At 38.9% G+C, this 20,880-nt stretch carries 25 protein-coding genes; 10 read left to right on the top strand and 15 right to left on the bottom strand.

Going from position 1 to position 20,880, the window contains the following annotated elements; all coding sequences use genetic code 11:
- Positions 1-8: 8 nt before the first annotated feature.
- Entirely contained in the window at positions 9-278 is a 270-nt protein-coding gene (locus tag E0709_RS00490) for a YihD family protein (protein WP_132299479.1), read from the bottom strand.
- Positions 279-346: 68 nt separating this feature from the next.
- Here E0709_RS00490 and mobA point away from each other — a divergent pair, with 68 nt between their 5' ends.
- The 4 genes from mobA (at position 347) to E0709_RS00510 (ending at position 4,591) form a co-directional block, all read left to right on the top strand.
- Positions 347-931 (top strand): molybdenum cofactor guanylyltransferase MobA, encoded by a 585-nt coding sequence (mobA, locus tag E0709_RS00495; RefSeq protein ID WP_132299481.1) that lies wholly within the window; start codon positions 347-349, stop codon positions 929-931.
- On the top strand, positions 909-1,466 hold the full coding sequence (locus tag E0709_RS00500) for a DNA-3-methyladenine glycosylase I (RefSeq protein ID WP_132299483.1): 558 nt from the start codon (positions 909-911) through the stop codon (positions 1,464-1,466). Before mobA ends, E0709_RS00500 begins: the two co-directional genes overlap by 23 nt.
- A gap of 66 nt (positions 1,467-1,532) precedes the next feature.
- Entirely contained in the window at positions 1,533-3,902 is a 2,370-nt protein-coding gene (gene lptD, locus E0709_RS00505) for an LPS assembly protein LptD (RefSeq protein ID WP_132299485.1), read from the top strand.
- Positions 3,903-4,036: 134 nt separating this feature from the next.
- Positions 4,037-4,591, top strand: coding sequence for a DNA topoisomerase family protein (locus E0709_RS00510; protein ID WP_132299487.1), 555 nt, complete (start codon positions 4,037-4,039; stop codon positions 4,589-4,591).
- A gap of 5 nt (positions 4,592-4,596) precedes the next feature.
- Here E0709_RS00510 and E0709_RS00515 read toward each other — a convergent pair whose 3' ends face one another.
- From E0709_RS00515 to fkpA, 5 genes are all read right to left on the bottom strand, one after another.
- Positions 4,597-4,890 (bottom strand): DsrH/TusB family sulfur relay protein, encoded by a 294-nt coding sequence (locus tag E0709_RS00515; RefSeq protein WP_132299489.1) that lies wholly within the window; start codon positions 4,888-4,890, stop codon positions 4,597-4,599.
- Between the two features lie 10 nt (positions 4,891-4,900).
- Positions 4,901-5,260: a sulfurtransferase complex subunit TusC gene (gene tusC, locus E0709_RS00520; protein WP_194965412.1), complete on the bottom strand. Its 360-nt coding sequence runs from the start codon at positions 5,258-5,260 to the stop codon at positions 4,901-4,903.
- A complete protein-coding gene (gene tusD / locus E0709_RS00525) occupies positions 5,260-5,613 on the bottom strand; it encodes a sulfurtransferase complex subunit TusD (RefSeq protein ID WP_132299493.1) in 354 nt (117 codons plus the stop codon). Before tusD ends, tusC begins: the two co-directional genes overlap by 1 nt.
- 1 nt (position 5,614) lies before the next feature.
- Entirely contained in the window at positions 5,615-6,280 is a 666-nt protein-coding gene (locus tag E0709_RS00530; protein WP_132299495.1) for a helix-turn-helix transcriptional regulator, read from the bottom strand.
- A 65-nt stretch (positions 6,281-6,345) separates the two neighbouring features.
- Positions 6,346-7,116 carry an FKBP-type peptidyl-prolyl cis-trans isomerase gene (gene fkpA / locus E0709_RS00535; RefSeq protein WP_132299497.1) on the bottom strand — a complete coding sequence of 257 codons (771 nt, stop codon included), beginning with the start codon at positions 7,114-7,116 and terminating at the stop codon, positions 6,346-6,348.
- A gap of 72 nt (positions 7,117-7,188) precedes the next feature.
- On the opposite strand from fkpA, the gene E0709_RS00540 reads away from it, so the two are divergent.
- Together E0709_RS00540 and E0709_RS00545 are read left to right on the top strand one after the other, a co-directional pair.
- The gene (locus tag E0709_RS00540; protein WP_391540682.1) at positions 7,189-7,404 is read left to right on the top strand and encodes a SlyX family protein; all 216 of its coding nucleotides are present in this window, start codon (positions 7,189-7,191) and stop codon (positions 7,402-7,404) included.
- A gap of 81 nt (positions 7,405-7,485) precedes the next feature.
- Positions 7,486-7,701, top strand: coding sequence for an HP1242/YdcH family protein (locus E0709_RS00545; protein ID WP_132299501.1), 216 nt, complete (start codon positions 7,486-7,488; stop codon positions 7,699-7,701).
- A 44-nt stretch (positions 7,702-7,745) separates the two neighbouring features.
- Here the strand turns inward: E0709_RS00545 and asnC are convergent, their stop codons facing one another.
- Positions 7,746-8,198 carry a transcriptional regulator AsnC gene (gene asnC / locus E0709_RS00550; RefSeq protein ID WP_132299503.1) on the bottom strand — a complete coding sequence of 151 codons (453 nt, stop codon included), beginning with the start codon at positions 8,196-8,198 and terminating at the stop codon, positions 7,746-7,748.
- 180 nt (positions 8,199-8,378) lie between these two features.
- Between asnC and asnA the strand changes: the two genes are divergently transcribed.
- The 3 genes from asnA to E0709_RS00565 all read left to right on the top strand — a co-directional run bounded on the left by asnA (position 8,379) and on the right by E0709_RS00565 (position 11,268).
- Complete coding sequence (asnA, locus tag E0709_RS00555; RefSeq protein WP_132299505.1) at positions 8,379-9,371, top strand: aspartate--ammonia ligase; 993 nt, start codon at positions 8,379-8,381, stop codon at positions 9,369-9,371.
- A 233-nt stretch (positions 9,372-9,604) separates the two neighbouring features.
- Positions 9,605-9,943, top strand: a complete 339-nt coding sequence (locus E0709_RS00560) for a P-II family nitrogen regulator (protein ID WP_132299507.1) — start codon at positions 9,605-9,607, stop codon at positions 9,941-9,943.
- Between the two features lie 26 nt (positions 9,944-9,969).
- Complete coding sequence (locus E0709_RS00565) at positions 9,970-11,268, top strand: ammonium transporter (RefSeq protein WP_243640835.1); 1,299 nt, start codon at positions 9,970-9,972, stop codon at positions 11,266-11,268.
- A 36-nt stretch (positions 11,269-11,304) separates the two neighbouring features.
- On the opposite strand, the gene hemN is transcribed toward E0709_RS00565, so the two are convergent.
- The 4 genes from hemN to corA form a co-directional block, all read right to left on the bottom strand.
- A complete protein-coding gene (gene hemN, locus E0709_RS00570; RefSeq protein WP_132299509.1) occupies positions 11,305-12,672 on the bottom strand; it encodes an oxygen-independent coproporphyrinogen III oxidase in 1,368 nt (455 codons plus the stop codon).
- Positions 12,673-12,674: 2 nt separating this feature from the next.
- A complete protein-coding gene (locus E0709_RS00575) occupies positions 12,675-13,103 on the bottom strand; it encodes a DUF2489 domain-containing protein (RefSeq protein ID WP_207905200.1) in 429 nt (142 codons plus the stop codon).
- Positions 13,103-13,666, bottom strand: a complete 564-nt coding sequence (gene yihI / locus E0709_RS00580; RefSeq protein WP_132299513.1) for a Der GTPase-activating protein YihI — start codon at positions 13,664-13,666, stop codon at positions 13,103-13,105. Before yihI ends, E0709_RS00575 begins: the two co-directional genes overlap by 1 nt.
- A gap of 93 nt (positions 13,667-13,759) precedes the next feature.
- Entirely contained in the window at positions 13,760-14,710 is a 951-nt protein-coding gene (gene corA, locus E0709_RS00585; RefSeq protein ID WP_132299515.1) for a magnesium/cobalt transporter CorA, read from the bottom strand.
- A 401-nt stretch (positions 14,711-15,111) separates the two neighbouring features.
- Between corA and E0709_RS00590 the strand changes: the two genes are divergently transcribed.
- Positions 15,112-16,062, top strand: a complete 951-nt coding sequence (locus E0709_RS00590; protein WP_132299517.1) for a hypothetical protein — start codon at positions 15,112-15,114, stop codon at positions 16,060-16,062.
- 50 nt (positions 16,063-16,112) lie between these two features.
- Here the strand turns inward: E0709_RS00590 and E0709_RS00595 are convergent, their stop codons facing one another.
- The 4 genes from E0709_RS00595 to E0709_RS00610 form a co-directional block, all read right to left on the bottom strand.
- Positions 16,113-16,451 carry a YggL family protein gene (locus tag E0709_RS00595; protein ID WP_132299519.1) on the bottom strand — a complete coding sequence of 113 codons (339 nt, stop codon included), beginning with the start codon at positions 16,449-16,451 and terminating at the stop codon, positions 16,113-16,115.
- Between the two features lie 31 nt (positions 16,452-16,482).
- On the bottom strand, positions 16,483-17,241 hold the full coding sequence (gene trmB, locus E0709_RS00600; protein ID WP_132299521.1) for a tRNA (guanosine(46)-N7)-methyltransferase TrmB: 759 nt from the start codon (positions 17,239-17,241) through the stop codon (positions 16,483-16,485).
- 71 nt (positions 17,242-17,312) lie between these two features.
- Positions 17,313-18,482, bottom strand: coding sequence for an MFS transporter (locus E0709_RS00605; protein ID WP_207905201.1), 1,170 nt, complete (start codon positions 18,480-18,482; stop codon positions 17,313-17,315).
- Between the two features lie 140 nt (positions 18,483-18,622).
- Positions 18,623-20,818, bottom strand: a complete 2,196-nt coding sequence (locus E0709_RS00610) for a TonB-dependent hemoglobin/transferrin/lactoferrin family receptor (protein WP_132299525.1) — start codon at positions 20,816-20,818, stop codon at positions 18,623-18,625.
- Between the last annotated feature and the right edge of the window lie 62 nt (positions 20,819-20,880).

Raw genomic sequence — 20,880 nt, forward strand, 5'->3', positions numbered from 1 at the left:
TTGCAATATTATTTTAAAATGCCACGAGCTTTAAGCAGAGCGGTTTTAAAATCTTCTTCATAATCTTTTTTGATCCCCGGAATGGGCTCATGTTTATCTTTACCATGCATCTTGAGCTGATAAATAATCACTTCATCAGACAACTCGGTGAGCGGTTTTTCAAAGCCAGCTTCATCCGCAATCGCTTGTAAAATTTGCATTAAACTCATTTCAGGGTCTTTATTAGACCAATAAGGCTGTAAAAGTTCCAACACTTCATTTAAACGATGACATTTCATAATCTTTCCCTTTTATATTAAGATAGCTGACGCAGAATGATACTTGAATTAAAGGCGAATGACAAACAATGATAACGATAAGTGCGGTAATTTTAGCAGGTGGCAAGGCAAGGCGGATGCAAGGCGCCGATAAAGGGCTGCAAATTCTGGCTGGAAAGCCATTGGTTGAGCATATTCTCCGTCGCTTACAAGCACAATTAGAGGATATTGCGATTAATGCTAATCGGCATATTGAACAGTACCAGCAATTTGGTTTACCTATTTTTAGCGATGAATTAGTGGATTTTCAGGGACCATTAAGCGGAATATTGACGGGACTAAAACGGGCTGAAACCGATTATGTGTTATTTGTGCCTTGCGATTGCCCTTTTTTGCCGTTAAATTTATTAGAAAAATTAAAAAGTGCGGTGTTAATTTCGCAAAGTTTAGTGGCTTATGCTAGCGATGGTGAACGTGAGCATCCGACATTTTGTTTAATTTCTCGTCAATTATTCTCCGCACTTTCTGCTTATTTAAATCAAGGTGAACGGCGAATGTTGCAATTTATGCGTGAACAAGGGGCGATTGCTGTAGATTTTTCTGAGCAGAAAGATGCTTTTCACAATTTTAATACCTTACAGGAGTTAGCTGATGCAAATCATCAAACGTTGTGATTGGGCGGGGAACTTGCCAATTTATCAAGATTATCACGATAAGGAATGGGGCAAGCCTGAATTTAATAGTCAGAAATTATTTGAGAAACTTTGCTTGGAGGGACAACAAGCAGGCTTATCTTGGATAACTGTTCTCAAAAAACGCGAGGCTTATCGTGAAGCCTTTTATCAATTTGATCCTGTAAAGATTGCACAAATGACGGAAAAGGATATTGATCGTTTAATGCAAAATGTGGGCTTAATTCGTCATCGAGCCAAGTTACAAGCTATTGTTAAAAATGCCAAAGCCTATTTAGCCATGCAAAAGTGCGGTGAAAATTTTGCCGATTTTATTTGGGCGTTTGTTGATCATCAACCGCAAATTAATGATGTACCCAGTTTGGATGTTGTACCAGCAAAAACCGCCACATCAAAAGCGATGTCAAAGGCATTAAAGCAAAAAGGCTTTGTGTTTGTCGGTGAGACTACATGTTATGCGTTTATGCAATCTATGGGATTGGTGAACGATCATTTGAATGATTGTTTTTGTAAATAAAATGCTTTTTGATATGGTTTTCTTGTATAATCACTTTAATTTTAATCACGTAGAATGGTTAACCAAATGCAGAAAAATTATTATACGTTACTTTCTTTATCAATTTTGAGCGCACTTTATAGTTCGAGCAGTTTAGCAAATATTGATGATTTACGTCAGCGTTGTTTAGCTGGTGTACCACAAATTTCGGGCGAAGTGGTGCAAGGTGATCCGAATGATCAGCCCGTTTATATTGAAGCAGATAAGGCGAATGTTGTTAATCCAAGCCGAGCGGTTTATAACGGTGAAGTGGATTTCAAACAAGGTAATCGTCATTTACAAGCAGATGAAGTGGAAGTGACCCAATCGGGCGATGGGGATAATACACAGCGTTATGCCTATGTGCGAGGTGGCTTTGATTATAAAGATGATTTAATCAAAATTAACGGTGATAATGCCAAAGTGCATTTAAACAGCAAAGATACCGATATTACGAATGGTAATTATCAATTAGTTGGTCGTCAAGGGCGCGGTACGGCGGAAACATCTGAAATACGTGAGGGTTATCGTTTATTTAAAAACGCGACGTTCACATCTTGTTTGCCTGATGACAATGCGTGGCAAATTGATGCGAGTGAAATGAAGCAATATGTTCAAGAAGAATATGCTGAAATGTGGCATGCTCGCTTTAAAGTGGCTGGTGTGCCTGTTTTCTATACGCCATATTTGCAATTACCATTGGGTGATCGTCGCCGTTCAGGCTTGTTAATTCCAAGTGCGGGAAGTTCAAGCCGTGACGGTTATTGGTATGCTCAACCGATTTACTGGAATATTGCACCCAACTATGATGCGACCTTTACGCCTAAATACATGTCAGACCGTGGCTGGCAAATGAATGGCGAATTCCGTTATTTAAATGCGTTGGGAGAAGGGAAACTTGCAGCCGAATATTTAGGTAAAGATCGTTACAATGAATACACAGGTTCGGATGAGGATAGAAAACGACATTTATTTTACTGGGCGCATAATGCAAAGTTATGGGATAACTGGCGGTTAAATGTGGATTATACCAAAGTGAGTGATAAACGTTATTTCAGTGATTTTGATTCCGATTATGGGAGCAGTACCGACGGCTACGCCACTCAATATGCGCGCCTGTCTTATTATCAACCGAACTGGAATTTTGCCGTTTCTATTAAAAAATTCCAAGTGTTTGATGATGTGGACATCGGACCATATCGTGCCTTACCACAAATTGATTTTAACTATTATAAGAATGGCTTAGCCAACGGTTGGGCAGATTTCAAATTATTTGCTCAAGCGGTACATTTTGATAATGACAGTTCAAGTATGCCAACCGCATGGCGTTATCATGTGGAACCTAGTATTAATGTGCCATTCTCCAATCGTTATGGTAGTCTAAATATTGAAACTAAACTTTATGCCACCCATTATCAGCAAAAAGCAGGAACGGGAGAGGATGCGAATACGCAGGGTTCAGTAAATCGTGTGTTACCGCAAGTCAAAGTAGATTTACAAACGGTATTAGCGAGCAAAGAAACCTTATTTAAAGGCTATATGCAAACTATTGAACCGCATGTGCAATATTTGTATCGTCCGTATAAAGATCAAAGTAATATCGGTTCAAAACAGCATTCTAGTTATTTAGGGTTAGGTTATGATTCTGCTTTGTTACAACAAGATTATTATTCTTTATTCCGCGACCGTCGTTATAGTGGGTTAGATAGAATTGCGTCAGCTAATCAATTTACTTTGGGGGGAACAACCCGTTTTTATGATAAAAACTCAGAAGAACGGTTTAATTTGTCTTTAGGGCAAATTATTTATCTGAATAATTCTCGTATTGACGATACGACAGAAAATAGTACTACAGGGCGTTCGTCTTCTTGGGCCTTAGAAAGTAATTGGAAACTTAATGATAAATGGAATTGGAAAGGCAGTTATCAATATGATACGCGTTTAGATGCAACATCATTGATGAATTCTACCTTAGAATATAATCCAGAGCGTAATAATTTAGTGCAGTTGAATTATCGTTATGCGAGTAAGGAATATATTAACCAGAACTTGACTTCAAGTGTGAACCGTTACAACCAAGATATTCAACAAGTTGGGGCTGTGGTGGCTTGGGAAGTAGCAGATAATTGGGCTGTGGTCGGTCGTTATTATCATGATGTTGCCTTAAACAAACCCGTAGAACAATATGCCGGCGTGCAATACAACAGCTGTTGTTGGGCTGTGGGCGTGGGTGTTCGTCGTTACTTGGTGAATGAAAACGCAAAACGTCAATACAGTGGTGAAAAAGATACCTTGTACGATCACGGCATCGGCGTGACCTTTGAATTACGCGGCTTAGGTGGCAACGATCACCGTAGCGGTATTGTGCGGATGTTAGATAAAGGCATGTTGCCTTATATTAAATCACCAGAGTTGTAATGGGTGGCTACTCCGTTTTTTGAGCCATAACAGGGTCACTAAAGCGTAAGCTATTTTACGCTTATTTTTAGTTATTGTGCAATTTTGGCTTTTGCTATAAGATTTTTGTCATATCAACCGAATTATTTATCATCATGACAGAAACGCTTTTTCAACATCGTAAACAACCCGAAATCTGCCCGCAATGTGGTTCGCCATTACATATTCGGCAAGGTAAAAAAGGCTTGTTTTTAGGCTGTTCGGCTTATCCGCAGTGTGACTATTTAAAACCTTTGCAGGTACAATCTGAACATAAGATCTTAAAACAATTAACGGAAGTTTGTCCCCACTGTGGGCGTCCTTTACAAGTGAAACAAGGTAGTTTTGGCATTTTTATTGGGTGTAGTGGTTATCCTGATTGTCATTTTATTGTGCAAGAAAAACAAGATGAGCCTGAACAATCCTTTGCTTGTCCTGAATGTGGCAAAGGTCAGTTAGTCGCTCGGCGTGGGCGACAAGGTAAGACTTTTTATGCTTGTAATCAATTTCCCCGTTGTAAATTCACTTTAGCTGGTCAGCCTTATCAGGTTAGCTGTCCAAACTGCGGTGCAAATATCTCCAGTTTAAAAAAATCCAGCGAAACACACCGCACTTTTGTGTGTGCCAATCGGTTGTGTAAACACATCTTTGATGTGGAAATAGCGGATTAACTGGCTTACAAGGCAAATTGTGGCGAATATTGTTCCGTTAAGGTGACAAATTGTGTCATGTTAATGGGTTGAATATGATCCTTTAATAAGGTCAAATTCGGATGTTGTTGTAAATGGCGGGCGATCAAATCTTCTTGCATAACGTAACCCTTTTTGACGTGTTGCAATAATGCAACTTGTTTCACCATTAATAATACCCCGTCGCCCCACAACACTACCGCATCTTGCTCGGTGAGTTGAGCAAAATAGCGTTGTAATTCAGTTGCACTATATTGTGCATTGGAAAAGGTATAAAGCATGGAGAATTCCTTAAAATGTTAATATTTTTTCCGCACTTTTTAATTTTTCGATCAGCGAAGTGCGGTCTATTTTTTGGCAATTTATAATGAATTCAGCTTGATCTAAGCCGTATTGTTGCAAGGATTGTTGGCAGACAAAACGTTGTTCAATTTCGTATAAATCGAGTAATTTAAAGGCGTGAATAAAATCTTTCTGCAGAATTAATTCGGGTTGTTGATCGGTTAGCAGATTGAATACACCATCATCTAAAAAAAATACCCCAATTTGGTCTTCTTCGCAAAAAGCAGACGCTGCCAGTACAGCATCTAAACCTTCTCGGCTAATGGCATTGCCGTGGGGCGCAGTTTTAAAGACAAAAGCCAGTTTAATCATAGGGTGATCACTCGGTCGGCTTGCAACATGGCTGCACTAAACTCCCCCAGACCGGCTAACACAAAATGTGGCGCCAAGTTCTGTTCAATAATACCACGCCGTTGGCTAGCACTAATGCATAAATGCAGCGGGATTTGATATTGTTGGCTGAGTTGTTGCCATGCTTTTTGTAGGTTAAATTCATCATTGGCGGGGGATACGCAAGCATTGCCATTGCTGACACCTTGTTGGAAAAAGAAAATCTGGCTAATTTGATGACCTTTTTGCAATAAGGAGGTAGCAAATTGATAGGCGAAAAATGCCCCTTGTGAACCATAAACAGGGCTTTTGATGGCAAGTACATAGCGCATTTTAATCTTCGTTATCCTGTTTAATTTGGCGAATATAGAGATAGACCGTATGGCGCGAAATATCTAAGCGTTCCGCTACTAAATTAATCGCATCTTTAATATCAAAAATGCCTTTTTCATACAAAGAAACAACAATTTGACGATTTTTATTATTGTTTGCCACGAGGCGATCCGCACTGATTTCTTCGATGGTTTTTTCCACGGTTTGTACCACCAAATCTTCCACCGAACTGGCGAAATTGACAGATGAGGTTTCATCGTGTTCAGGCGTTGGCATTAAGGTTTGTAGAAATTGTGAAACCGGTACATCTAAATTAATATTAATACACAATAAACCGATAATACGTTGATTTTTGTTACGAATAGCAATGGTCACTGATTTCATTAATCCACTGCTTTTGGCTTTGGTAAAATAAGGTTTAGACACACTTTCATTCTTCATACTATGCAGAGATTGTAGAGCACGATCGGTCATGGGTGAACCCACTTGACGGTTAGTATTGTGTCCATTGGCAATATAAATGGCAGAATGCTCAAAATCTTCTAGAGAGTGCAGCACAATTTCACAATGGTTTCCGATTAATGCACTCACACCATCTACTACGGCTTTGTAGGAAGTCAAAATCGTCCGATCTTCATCGGTGAAAGGGTGTTTCTCATTTAACATGGTGATTTCTCAAATAAATCACCGCACTTTTGTCTTTACTAACAAAAGTGCGGTGAGAATTTTTGTTATTTCGCTGAGTTAGCCGGTGTTACATCTAACACTTCAAGTTCAAAATAAAGGGTCGAATTAGCCGGGATTTGTCCCATATCTTGTTCACCATAAGCCAACGCTGGTGGCACCACTAATTCAATTTTTCCGCCTTTTTTGATTAGTTGTAAACCTTCAACCCAACCGGGGATTAATTGATTTAATACAAATTCAGCCGGTTCTCCACGTTCTAGCGAACTATCAAATACCGTACCATTGGTTAATTTTCCAGTGTAATGAACTTTGATCGTATCTTCTGGTTTGATAGGTTCACCATCACCAGCTTGTTCAATGTGATAAAGTAACCCAGATTGGGTTTCTTGAACGCCTTCTTTTTTCTTGAAATCAGCAATAAATTTTGCACCGTCTTCTTGTGCTTTTTTCGCTTGTTCAGCCGCTTTCTTTTGCGATTCTGCTTTTAATGTTTCATCTAGCGCTTTTAAAGTATTGACGAGTTCCGGATTATTTAAATCCACTTTACCATCTAAGGTATCTTTTAAACCAGATAATAATTTGTCTTGATCGTAAGTTATGAATTCTTTTTGAGCATCCATCACGCCTTTCAGATCAGTACCAAATAATACACCTACGGCATAGGAATTATCTTTCACATCACCACTCTCAGCTTGAGTTTGGGCTGGTTTTGCGGCATCTGTGGATGCAGCGGTTTGCTTTTCATTACAAGCGGTGGTGACTATTGCTGCACTAATTAATAGTGCAAGCATAGAAATTTTTTTGATTTTTAGCATGTGCTATCCTTTTATAGGTTAAAATAACGAGATTAGATTATAGTGCTTATGGCGTTTTGTCAAATAAAGAGAATGAATATGCAAATAGAAAAACGAATTGAAGAATTAGAAATGAAATTGACTTTTCAAGATAATTTATTAGATGAGTTAAATCAGGCTTTGGTTGAACAACAATTTATGATCGATAAAATGCAAATACAATTACGCTATTTAGCAAATAAACTAAAAGATATGCAACCTTCAAATCTGGCAACCAGCGCAGAAGAAACGCCACCCCCACATTATTGATTATGTGATCTTGCTCACGGTTTTTAATTTTCTTTTCAATTACAATAGAGTTAATCACTACAAACTATCAAGGAGAAAATTATGTTTCCGGAATTTCGTGATTTAATTACCAAACTAAAAACTGAAGATGCTCACTTTGCGCGTTTGTTTGATGAACATAATGCGTTGGATCAGAGGATAAAAAATATTGAGAACAACATTGAACTGGCAACACCGACCGAAGTGGAAGATTTAAAAAAAGCCAAATTACGTTTAAAAGATGAAATGTACGCAATTTTAAAAAAGACAAGTGAATAATGTTAAGCAAAATAGTGCGGTGTTTTTCACCGCACTATTTTATATTAAGGTTTAATATCTCTTAAAATCGGATTTTGCATTGAAATTAAGGTTTCGGTGGATTGAATTTCATCAATTAATTGAATCTTAGTGGCGAGTACTTGATGTAATTCGGCAATAGTATGGGTCATGACTTTGATGAAAATTGAATAGTTACCGGTGGTGTAATAGGCTTCGACTACTTCATCAAAACCTTTTAGTTTATGGATGACTTTATCGTAATCTTTGGCAGATTTTAGGATAATTCCGATAAAACAACACACGTCGTAACCTAATTTACGCTCATCAATGCGGACTTTCGTTCCCTCAATAATGCCAGATTGACGCATCTTTTCTACTCGAACATGAATGGTACCGGGGCTCACCCCAAATTTTTTTGCCATTTCAGCATAAGGCGTACGTGCATCTTGAGTTAAAACACGCAAAATTTGTTGATCTAGTTGGTCGATGGTTTGCATAATTTGTTCCTTATTAGATTTTTTCTAAAAAAACACATGTAAAATTGAATGTTTTAAGCATTATACATAAAAATAGCAGAAATGTATTGAAATTTATGCTTGCTATATTAAATAATATGCAACAAGTGTTACGCACTGAGCGAAACCTTAATTAACAACAATAAAGAGATATTTAAACAAATGGAAAAATCATTTATTTTACAGCAACAAGAAATTAGCTTTGCTAAAAACACATTTACCGAAAAATTAGCTGAACATTTAGGTTTGGTAGAAGTTCAAGGTCCGATATTAAGTCAAGTCGGTAATGGTATTCAAGATAATTTATCTGGTAAAGAAAAAGCCGTTCAAGTAAATGTAAAAATGATTGATGGGGCCTCTTTTGAAGTGGTGCATTCTCTTGCCAAGTGGAAACGTCATACCTTAGCTCGCTTCGGGTTTGCAGAAGGCGAGGGGTTGTTTGTGCATATGAAAGCATTACGTCCAGATGAAGATAGTTTAGATCAAACTCACTCAGTTTATGTCGATCAATGGGACTGGGAAAAAGTGATTCCGGCCGGTCGTCGTAATTTAGATTTCTTGAAAGAAACGGTGCGTTCAATTTATGCGGCTATTTTAGAAACTGAGAAAGCAGTAGATGAAAAATATGGCTTAAAATCGTTTTTACCAAAAGAAATTACATTTGTTCATTCTGAGGACTTAGTTAAACAATATCCGGGGATGACAGATAAACAACGTGAAAATGAAATTTGTAAAAAATATGGTGCCGTGTTTTTAATCGGTATCGGAGGGGAATTATCTGACGGTAAACCACATGATGTACGTGCTCCGGACTATGATGACTGGACAACGGTTTCAGAAGGTGAATACAAAGGGTTAAACGGCGATATTTTAGTCTGGAATCCAGTATTGGAACGCGCATTTGAACTTTCTTCCATGGGGATTCGGGTTGATGAAACGGCATTGCGTAAACAATTAGCCATTACAGATGATGAGGGACGTTTAAAATTTGATTGGCATCAAGATTTAATTAATGGTCGCATGCCGTTATCTATCGGTGGGGGTATCGGTCAATCTCGTTTAGTGATGTTATTGTTACAAAAACACCATATTGGTGAAGTACAGTCTAGTGTATGGCCAAAAGATGTATTAGCTGAATTTAAAAATATTCTTTAATACTAGAGCTTATCAATGAATAGCGATAATTTTAATTTGAATTAAGACTTCCGCTAAGGTCTGTTCTTTAGCGGTGGTCACCGTAAGGGAACAGATTTATCTCCAAAGATCTTTTCTTTTCCGATATCTGTTTTCTTTCATCACCCTAGTTATGCTTGTTAACTAACAACCTACTAGGGCTAGGTATCTTTTACCTAAAATTTACCTTTAGTTTTATCCACAGGAGGAATCAAATGAAACAAATTACAGCAATTATTCAACCTTTTCGTTTAGATGATGTACGAGATGCGTTAAGTGATATTGGTATTCAAGGTATGACCGTGCTTGAAGTGAAAGGTGTCGGCCGTCAAAAGGGGCATACGGAACTTTACCGTGGGGCAGAATACATGATCGACTTTTTGCCTAAGATTCAAATAGATATTGTGATTACGGATGATATGGTAGAGCAAGTTATTGACGCCATTTGTTCGGCAGCGCAATCAGGTAAAATTGGTGATGGCAAGATTTTTGTTAAGCCAGTAGAACGGGTTATTCGTATTCGTACGGGTGAAATTGACGAAAGCGCGGTGTAAATTTTTTATTTTTCGGAGAACAAATTATGATGAAATGGTTATTAATTGTTGGGGTTTTTATGTCCCCACTGATGGCAATGGCGAGCACAGAAGAATGGCTAAGACCACTTTCTGAGCTAGATTCTGGCGATACGACTTGGGTAATGGTATCGGCAATTTTGGTACTCTTTATGACCTTACCGGGGCTTGCTTTATTTTATGCCGGCATGGTTCGTAAGAAAAATGTTCTGGCAACCATGATGCAGAGTTTAGCGGTGGCTTGTCTGATCGGGGTGATTTGGTTTAGCTTTGGTTATAGCCTTGCTTTTACTGAAAATACTGGCTTTTTAGGAGGGACGGATCGTTTCTTTTTACAAGGTTTAGCGTTGTTCAGTGAGAAAGAGTTAGGCACAATTTATCCCGGTGCCGGTACGATTCCAGAAGCGGTATTTATGATTTTCCAAATGGCATTTGCGATTATTGCCGGAGCAATTATTACCGGAGCATTTGCAGAACGAATGAAATTTTCTGCCTTGCTATTGTTCGTTGGATTCTGGTCGTTATTTATTTATGTACCCATCGCACATTGGGTATGGGGACCTGACGGTTGGTTGGCATCTGATGGCGTATTAGATTATGCCGGTGGTACAGTGATTCATATCAACGCGGGTGTAGCAGGTTTAGTGGCATCTATTATGATTGGTAAACGTGTTGGCTATGGGCGTGAAGTCATGGCACCGCACAACCTTGTTTTAACCTTGATTGGGATGGCAATGTTGTGGGTGGGTTGGTTTGGTTTTAACGCTGGATCTGCTTTGGCAGCGGATGCGAGAGCGGGGATGGCATTAGCCACCACACAAGTGGCGACGATTGGTGCTGCATTAACATGGATTCTCGTTGAAGTCGCTTTGAAACATAAACCGTCGGCATTAGGTTTAGCTTCCGGTGCGATTGCCGGATTAGTTGGCATTACCCCAGCAGCTGGTTTTGTTTCAATCCAAAGTGCCTTGTTTATCGGCGTTATTACCAGTGCAATTTGTTATTTTGCGGCGACCAAATTAAAATATTGGTTAGGTTATGATGATACCTTAGATGCTTTTGGTATCCATGGTGTTGGGGGGATTGTCGGTGCAATCTTAACCGGAGTGTTTGTCTCTACCGATATTTCAGCTACAGATACTACCTTATGGTTACAAATTGAAAGTGTGCTGATTACAATTGCTTATAGTGCGATTGGTAGCTTTATTATTCTAAAATTGATTGATAAAACAATTGGCTTGCGTGTGGGCTATGATGATGAACGTAAAGGTTTAGACTTAGTATTACATGGAGAGCGTGTTGAGTAATAGGAAAGTGCGGTGGAAATCACCGCCTTTTTTTCATCAAATAATTCTGGAAAATTGCTGTCTTCTTGCCTGTTGACGTGAATAAATATCAAAGCATAAACAAATATTACGAATGAGCAATCGACCGGTTGACGACACTTGAATACTGCTATCATTAATCTGGACTAACCCATCTTCTGCCAATGGCGCAAGTAACGCTAAGTCTTCTGAAAAATGGGCTTTGAAATCAATCTGATATTGTTGTTCAATGGTGGCAAAATCTAATTTAAAATTACAAATTAACGCCTTAATGACATCACGGCGTAAACAATCTTCTTGGCTTAACACTAAGCCTTTATGTAGGGCAATACCTGTGCTATCCACGTCGGTATAGTAGCGTTTGATTTCTTTTTGGTTTTGTGCGTAAGTATCGCCTAACAAACTAATTGCCGATACGCCTAAACCAAGTAAATCACATTCTTCTTGAGTGGTATAGCCTTGAAAATTGCGGTGTAAAATACCTTTGTTTTGGGCAATCGCCAGCTCATCATCCGGTTTAGCGAAGTGGTCCATACCGATAAATTTATAACCGGCATCACCTAAGGTTTCGATAGTTTTTTGCAAAATCGTTAGCTTAGTTTCAGGAGTTGGCAACTGGTGATCTTTAATTTTTGCCTGACCAGCAAAACGAGTGGGTAAGTGAGCGTAATTAAATACACTTAAACGATCAGGAGCGAGCTCTATGACTTTTTGTAAAGTAAACATAAAACTTTCTACACTTTGCAATGGCAAACCATAGATTAAATCTAAATTAGTCGATTGAAAACCGAGTTCTTTGGCATGCATAAGCAAGGCTTGAATGAAAGCTTCATCTTGCTCACGGTTCACCGCTTTTTGAACATCTTTATTAAAATCTTGCACGCCCATACTGATGCGGTTAAAGCCGATTTTGCGTAAATGAGCCAACATGGAAAGCTCAATCTCACGAGGATCCATTTCAATGGAAATTTCAGCATTGTCTGCGATCTTAAAGTGATCAGTCAGCATTTTCATTAAACGTGCTGATTGTTCTTCACTTAGATAGGTTGGTGTACCGCCCCCCCAGTGAATTTGGGTCACCACACGATTTTGGAATAATTCCGCTCGGGTTTTGATTTCTTGTTCCACATAATCCAAATAAATATCGGCTTTATGTTGATGACGCGTAATCACTTTATTACAACCGCAGAAATAACAAAGCTTATGGCAAAAAGGAATATGTACATACAAGGACAAGGGACGCTCAGGATAACGTTCTGCTGCGGCTTGAAAATCTTCATCCGTATAGCTTTCGCTAAATTCCAATGCGGTTGGATAAGAGGTGTAACGTGGTCCAGAGTAGTTATATTTCTGGATAAGGTTGTGATCCCAAGTAATGTCGCTCATGGCTATTTTATATCTTCAAGTAGTTGTTGAATTTCCAGTTTAATGTGTTGTTCTAGTTCGCTTTCTTTGCTTTCTCGTTGCAGATCTAATCGCATCCGTTCATTCTTTTTCAGTGTTTTACGAGCGTCGTGGGTTGGCATATCTTGTACGATTTCATACAGTTGCCACATGGCGGAATAATCCACAAGGCGTTTTTGCCCTAGGGGATCAAGTAACATCTTAAGCCGAATAACCCCTTCGGAATGGTTACAATCACCGACTAGCATGGCTTTAGCAATAAGCGTGACACTTTCCTTAATGCGATTCATACGAGCTTGTTTAGCTTGTGCAAATAAGCGTTTTTGTTTGCGTAATTGCATTAATAAATAAATGGTATAACCTGTCATTGCCAGTAGAATCAGGGTACCAAGAATAAGTAAAATCGTTGTCATTATTTAAACCGGTTAATATCTATTTTCTCGAAAGTGCGGTATAAATCCTCTTCACTTTCATCTTCTTCGTCAATGCCAAGTTCATTCATTAATTGAGCAATGCGATCTAGGCATTCATCCACAAATTTTTGATCTTCCGTATTTAGTGTTTTGCCTGCATCTAATTGATCTAATAAATCATTTAGGCATTCATTATTTTCCAACTGTTCTAGTTCTAACATTGGATTAAGTGTGCTAGATTTTGGTTCTGTTTTTAACGCCGGAATAGCTTTGCCTTGTTCTGGTTTATTGACAAATTCCACCACCAAAGGCACTTTTTTACGGCTACCGATACGAGGATCTTTGTATTCTGTCGTTTGAGTTTGCTTGCTGTTGTCCGTAACACTATGACGAGAACCGCTGGCAAGCCCTTTATGTTTGCGTTTTCTTTTTTCTTGGCGAGCTTTTGCATCTAATTCATAACGTGATAACTTCTTGCCAAACAAAGGTTTTTCCGATTTTTTATCAGATTTTCGAATCGGCATAGTATCTGTGATGCGACGACTTTTCTTTTCTCTTGACATAATTTTTTCTTAATAAAATAACATTTACATGATTGTAACATAAAAAGCGAAAGGGCGTTAAAAAACGCCCAAAAACTACCGCACTTTTATGAATTATAACCAACCTTTGCGTTTAAAATAAAAATACGGACCAATCGCAGCGAGCAACATTATACCTAATGCCATGGCATAGCCGTATTCGAAATGCAATTCTGGCATAATCTCAAAGTTCATGCCGTAATTGGATGCTACTAAGGTTGGTGGTAAGAAAATCACGGAAATCACTGAGAAAATTTTAATGATTTTGTTCTGTTCAATATTGATATAACCCATGGCTGCCTGCATCAAGAAGTTGACCTTCTGGAACAACGCTTCATTATGCGGTTGTAGAGATTCAATATCGCGTAAAATTTCTCTCGCTTGTTCCAGCTGATTAGTTGGCAAACGGGTTTTACGTACCAAGAAACTTAATGCACGCTGTGTATCCATTAAGCACAGGCGTACTTTTGAACTGCTGTCTTCTTGTTCAGTTAAGGTGGCTAAGGCTTCGTTAAAGGCTTCGCCTTGTTTACCATCTAAAATAATGCGGCTCAATTTTTCCAGTTCCGCATAAACGGTTTCAATGACGTCGGCTAATTGTTCGATTTTAGTTTCTAATAAATCTAACAACACTTCATAGGCATTACATTCTTCTAAACGTTGATAACGAGAACGCATGCGATATAAGCGGAAAGCGGGCAATTCGCGATTGCGTAAGGTAAAGAGACGACCGTCACGCAAAGTAAAGGCGACGGACGATAAATCCGCATAATCATTTTCATCTTCACAATAAAAGAAAGAGTGCAAATGTAAACCGTCTTCATCTTCGAAAAAACGAGCGGATGCTTCAATATCTTCCAATTCAAGAAAGCTCGCCAGATTTTGGTCTAAGCTATCTTGTAAGGTTTCACGTTCTTCTCGGGTTGGCTCAATTAAATCAATCCAAATGGCATTGTTTAACGCCGCGTTATCTTCATCTTCTAAACGTGCAAGGTGAGCATTTTCAAGTGAAAAAGCATTAATCATGTTGTCATACTCCTGTGAGAGATGAACAAACGCAATGAACAAAACCGATTTTTCAACCAAATAACACCCAAAGTGCGGTTGAAAAAAGCATAAAAAGATACCAAAATGGTGGAAAACTTATCCACGACCTTGTCGCCGATAAGCCCCAAGAAAGGGAAAGGCGACACTAAATGAAAATATAAAGTCGGTATCGACTGTGACTGTCCAAAGTGTGTTGCTCCTAAGTAATAAAATCGGGGCGAATATTACTCCTGAAAGTGTCTTTCGTCAAGGTTTAACGCGTAAATATCATTTACAAATAGTAAAGCCAAGATGATTTTTTCTAAATAAATAAAATTTGCATTTATCATATAATAACTTTATTATGTGATTGTTGATCAATACGTTATGGAAGAAATACTATGGCAAAAAAAGTGTATTATTTTACTCCCTTAGTGTTATTGGGATTGACGAGTCATGCTTGGGCAGAAACAAGTGACGAAAATTGGGTTGATAGCTCACATAAAAGTATTAGACAAACGTTAAAGGAGTGGTCTAATGATATTGACGGTTGGTTTGGTGAAACCGATCCCAATGATCCCTCTAGTGCCACCTTGCGTATCATGTTGGATAATCGTTGGAATCATTATGATCATTATACGATTAAACCAAGAATCCGAGGTAAAATTAAATTACCGACTTTAAAACGCAGATGGAGTTTGGTATTTGGTGATGAATCTATTGATAACATAATGGACGATCCCGTTAATCCAAGCCGTAAAGATCCGTTACAAACCAAAAAATTAGATCGAAAAAGTAGCCGTAATGATAATGCATCCGTAGCGTTGCGTTGGTCAAATGATCTTAAACGTTGGGGGATTGATACCGATCTCGATCTTGGTATTCGTCATGGCGCTGATATTTTCGTGCGAGCGAAAGCGGGTAAAAACTGGCAATGGACCGAAAATGTGGGATCAAGAGTGGAACAGATTTATCGTTACGGTGCCAACAGCAAACATTTTTTACGTACTAATTTTGACGTTAAACATTATGAAAGTAATCAGGTTAGCAATATTAGTAGCCTTTACCTTGAATATACTCATGATAATGATGAAGAGACCAATTGGGGAAATAGTATCTACCGCCAACATCGTTTTAGTGGCAATCGGGAACTTAATTATGGTATTTTTACCGGTGGCCCGATAGAACATAAGAAAGCGGATTTAACGGTGTATGGTCCTTTTATTAGTTGGCGTCAGCCTATTTTCAGAAAATGGATTTTTATCAAACCTGAAGTGCAATACTATAATGATCGTAAGGAAGATCGTACGCATTTTATTAATCTGTTTTTACGTGTTGAAGCGGTATTTTAAAAGAAATCCAAAAAATAGGGCTAATAGCCCTATTTTTTGTTGCTAGATGACTATTTAGTCGGGAATTCCCACCAAATATCAAATAATTCACTGATTTCCACTTGTTGTAATCCATTGCTTTCTAACCAGTTTCTCACTAAAGTGCGGTGATTTTCATCACATTTGCCAATTTTTTCTAAGCACACTAGCCCTTCCCAATGTAAATAGCCACTACCTTCATAAGCTAAGCCATTTGGTTGGATAACTTCATCAATAAAGCGATCAACGATTTCATCGACTTTCTCAATAGCCGTACCTTCGGCGAATTGCCAATTGACTAAAAAGCCTAATTCTTGGAATTCTGCTAAATGCATTTTTTTACGCTGACGCGCATTACGTTGAATAGCCATATTTTTCTCCTATGCTATCAGGGGGTTAGCCCTATTCTTTAATAAAATATAAATCCCAAACGCGGTGACCCAGTTTATGACCACGTTGTTCAAATTTGGTTAAAGGGCGGAAATCCGGGCGTTCAATATAATCGTTCGTGATTGAAACATTGCGAATTCCCACCGCACTTTGCACAGATTGTAACACACCCAGCATGTGTTCAGCATAATTTCCCCAGTCGGTGGCGAAATGAATAAAGCCACCGGTTTGTAATTTTTTCGCCACGGTTTCCACAAAAGCCGGCTGGACAATGCGCCGTTTATGATGTTTGGCTTTTTGCCAAGGATCGGGAAAGAATAATTGCAAGCCACCCAATGAATTTTCCGCAATACAGTCCCGCAATACTTCCGTGGCATCGTGGCACATGACACGCAAATTTTTAACCCCTTTCTCTAACGCATATGCCAAACAAGCCCCCACACCCGGTGTATGGACTTCAATACCCAGATAATTTCTATCAGGATGTTGTGCTGCCATTTCCACTAAGGATTTTCCCATACCAAAGCCTATTTCTAATACCACAGGATGACTATTGCCATAAATTTTAGCAAAATCAAAGAGTTCGTCTTGATAATCTACGCCATAATTAGCCCAGTTATCATTCATCATTTGACGTTGGTATTCACTTAATCGCCCTGTACGTAGCACAAAACTACGGACTTTACGCTTATAGCGACCGTCTTCGGTAAATTCGGCGCTTTCGACGGTTTTACGTTTTTGACCCGCAAAAGTATTTTTTTGTTCTGTCATAATGATTTATTGGTGATAAATTTGGCAGCAATTATACGGATTTAACAGCGTGGTGCAAATTTTCTTGATGCTTATGGCGTTGTTCTTTTAGCGAGCTTTATACCAAAAAACACGATATTCAACGCGACAATTTGTAATAACACCACGGTAAATACCACACCTGACCAACCGAAATAGGTATAACTTATCCCACAAACCCAAGCGCCAATACTGCCGCCAGTGTAATAACACATATAATATAGTCCAGACGCCAGTGAACGTCCTTGGTTAACATGTTGCGAGATATGGCTAATAGTGGTGGCTTGGCTAATAAACACGCCGGATGACATAATAATCAAGCCCACAATAATTAGCCATAACGGCGAACACAGGGTAATCAATGCCCCGATGATGGAACTCATAATCGCGAGCAATAAACTGTTGGCAATCCCGACATTGTGAATCAGTTTCGCCGTCAAGGGCGTAATTAGCATACCAATCAGATAAACCGTAAAAATATTCGCCAGATTAGCTGAACTGAGATAGTAAGGATCATCAGCTAAATGCAGGTTAATAAAGGTAAAAATACTGACTAGACTAAACAACACACAAGCCCCTAACGCACAAGCGGTTAGCACATGGGGATTTTGAATATGTTGCCGAAGAATATGCAGCGAAGACCGAAAATTTCCGCTCACCACAAAATTTTTTGATGCAGGCAACACCAACGCCGCCCATATTACCCCGATTAACATTAAACCGGCGAAAATTAAATACCCCGTTTGCCAACCCACTATACTATGTAAATAGCCGATCAAAAACCGCCCCGAAAATCCCCCCAGAACGGTTCCTGATACATATAAAGACAGCATCGATGCTAATCGGTCAGGAAATTCTTCGCTAATATAAGCGATGGTGACTACCGTAACTCCCGGCACAAATAAGCCTTGTAAAAACCGCCATAATTTAATCTGTGTGATATTTTCACTTATGCTGAGTAAGGCAGTGGGGAACACGATAAGCAACATACAGATCACGATCAGGCTTTTTCGCCCCACGGCATCGGAAAACATCCCCATAACAGGCGATATGATAGCAACAGCCATCACTGTTACCCCCACGGTTAACCCTGCTTGCACTTTAGAGGCGGAAAAATGTTCCATTAATACCGGTAAAATGGCCTGAATAGAATAGACTTGCAAAAAGGCAAAGCCACCTATCATCATAATGGTGAGTTTTAACAAGAAACGGGAAGATTGCATTTTTTGAATCATAATAACAAGCTATTTTGCTAATAATTATGGCTATTCTAACAGATTTAATGAGATGAATTATAGGAATGGGGAATAAAAATCGGCTTAAAGATGATAACGACACACTTTAAGCCGATATTGTAGATTAATTAAAATTCATATCGGAGATTGATACTATAATTACGTCCCGGTGCGCTATAAGCATCAGCATTCTCTTGTGAAATTGCTACCGAGCTATCGCTATTGGCCGTCATATTCGTACCACGGCTATTCCCCGCAAAATAGGAAATATCCGCCCAGTTCCAGTATTTTTTATCAAAGGCATTATTTAAGCTTGCACTTAAGGTGAGATCTTTGATTGGACGAATGTATAATCCGAAATCTACGACATTATAGGATGTGCTTGGATTGTACATTGAGCCGTAAATATCTTTATCCGCTTTTGCTCGTACATGCGTGATGGTGCCACTGGCCCCCCAAAATTCATTTTCATAACTCAAACCAGCTTTCAATTTTAGCGGTTGAATGGTACTAATTGGATTTTTCTCACCGCTTTCATTATCTTTCATCTTACCTTTGCTATAAGCTAAACCACCAGTGAAATAGAAATCATCATAGAAATTCCATTTCCCTTCGGCATCTACCCCATAGATTTTAGCTTTGGCAATATTTTGATATTGATAAGCATAGTTGGCTAATCCTGTATTAGCTAGATAACGGTAATCGATAAAGTTTTTATAAAGGTTGTAGAAACCACTGACACGATAGTTAAAGCGTTCATTGTTACCTTTGAAACCCGCTTCAAAGTTATTCGCTGTTTCTGGTTTAAGATTTTGATTCCCCACAATCGCATAGCCATATTGTTGGCGACCATAGGATGTGGTAAGTTGTTGCGCTGACGGTGCTTTAAAACCACGAGAATATTGGACATACGGCACAAATTCATTAGCAACTTGATAAGCTAAGGTTAATTTTGGTAAGAAAGCGGTTTTATGTTGTTTTTGTACGCCTGAATTCGGTATATATTGGGTAACCCAGTCATTATAGCCGTCAGCATCTGGGTTTAAACGGTAATGTACTAAGCCTAATTGCGGGGTAACTAACAAATCACCAAATTGTAATTCATCTTCGACATAAGCATGCAAACGGAATTGTTTGGTGTCTGCGGAAGATTGTGAAAGACTGGTATCTGACGTGGTATCAATATCATTGGTGAGATCATGATAGCTCGCGCTTAAGCCATAACGTAATACTTGCGGAATGGAACTATTAATAAATTGTGTCGCTTGAGTCGATAATCCGTATAACTTTTCTTTATTGTCCATGTTATCTATGCGTTCTGTTACCGTAGAGTTACCTGATACTGTTCTGGTTTGATGACGAACACGGTAATTTTCTGTATCTGATTGTTGGAAATAGAGTTTGCTATCTAGTTTAATATCGTTACCGGTGTAATTATGTGTGAGAGCTAAACGAGTACGTGTGACTTGATCATTGCTATGACTACTGTCAGTGGATGTGGTGACAAAAGGCGTAACGCTTGTTGAAATATCGGAAAGGTTATCGGTTTCAGTCCGTCTATGCACATATTCCACCGCTAAGCCGATACGATTTTGCTCATTGATTTGGTAATAATTTTTTACTAACACCGCACCATTTTTGTAATCCGCCGGGTTTGCTTCTGTACGCGTTGAACCGGTACCCGAATTATCGCCATTGGTTTTAGTTTCATGACCTTTACGTTGCGTACCAACCACTAAACCTTGATAATCACCATGTTGTAATGCGACCCCCATAGTGCCGACCAGTGACGTATCAACACTTTGATAGCCGGTGGAGAATAATCCACCGAACGCACGATTTTTCAATAAATCTTGTGGTTCAAGGGTTTGGAAATCAATTGCACCGGAAAGCCCTGATGCAGAACCAGAACGATCAACTCTGGCGGAACGCAATAAACTGGGTTCGACAAAATCACCGCGTCCAAAAGCACCGGCAATGGTGGTAAACAATTTGTTTTCTTGACTTTCTGGCAAAGGGATACCATCAACACTGGTGGCAACACGGTTTCCTTGCAAGCCACGGATATTCACACCATCATTTCCACCACGTGTACGTTGTAATTCGTTGACATTGACATCAATAGTATTTTCTAACATTTGTTTAATATCAGCCGGATTGGTTCTGGTGATTTGATTGGGCGTAATTGTCGTGGTTAAATCACTCGCTTCTTGTTCAACGACTTTAATTTCTTGCAGATTTTCATTAGATTTAGCGGTGTTGGCAACGGCATATTGATTAGCTAAGGCTAACACAATAGCACTTGCTAAAAGTGATTTTTTCATGAGCTTTCCTTATGAGTTAAAATATTAAAATAAAAATCGTTTGTATTATTAAAGATCGCCTG

Source organism: Lonepinella koalarum (genome assembly GCF_004565475.1).
GTDB lineage: Bacteria > Pseudomonadota > Gammaproteobacteria > Enterobacterales > Pasteurellaceae > Lonepinella > Lonepinella koalarum.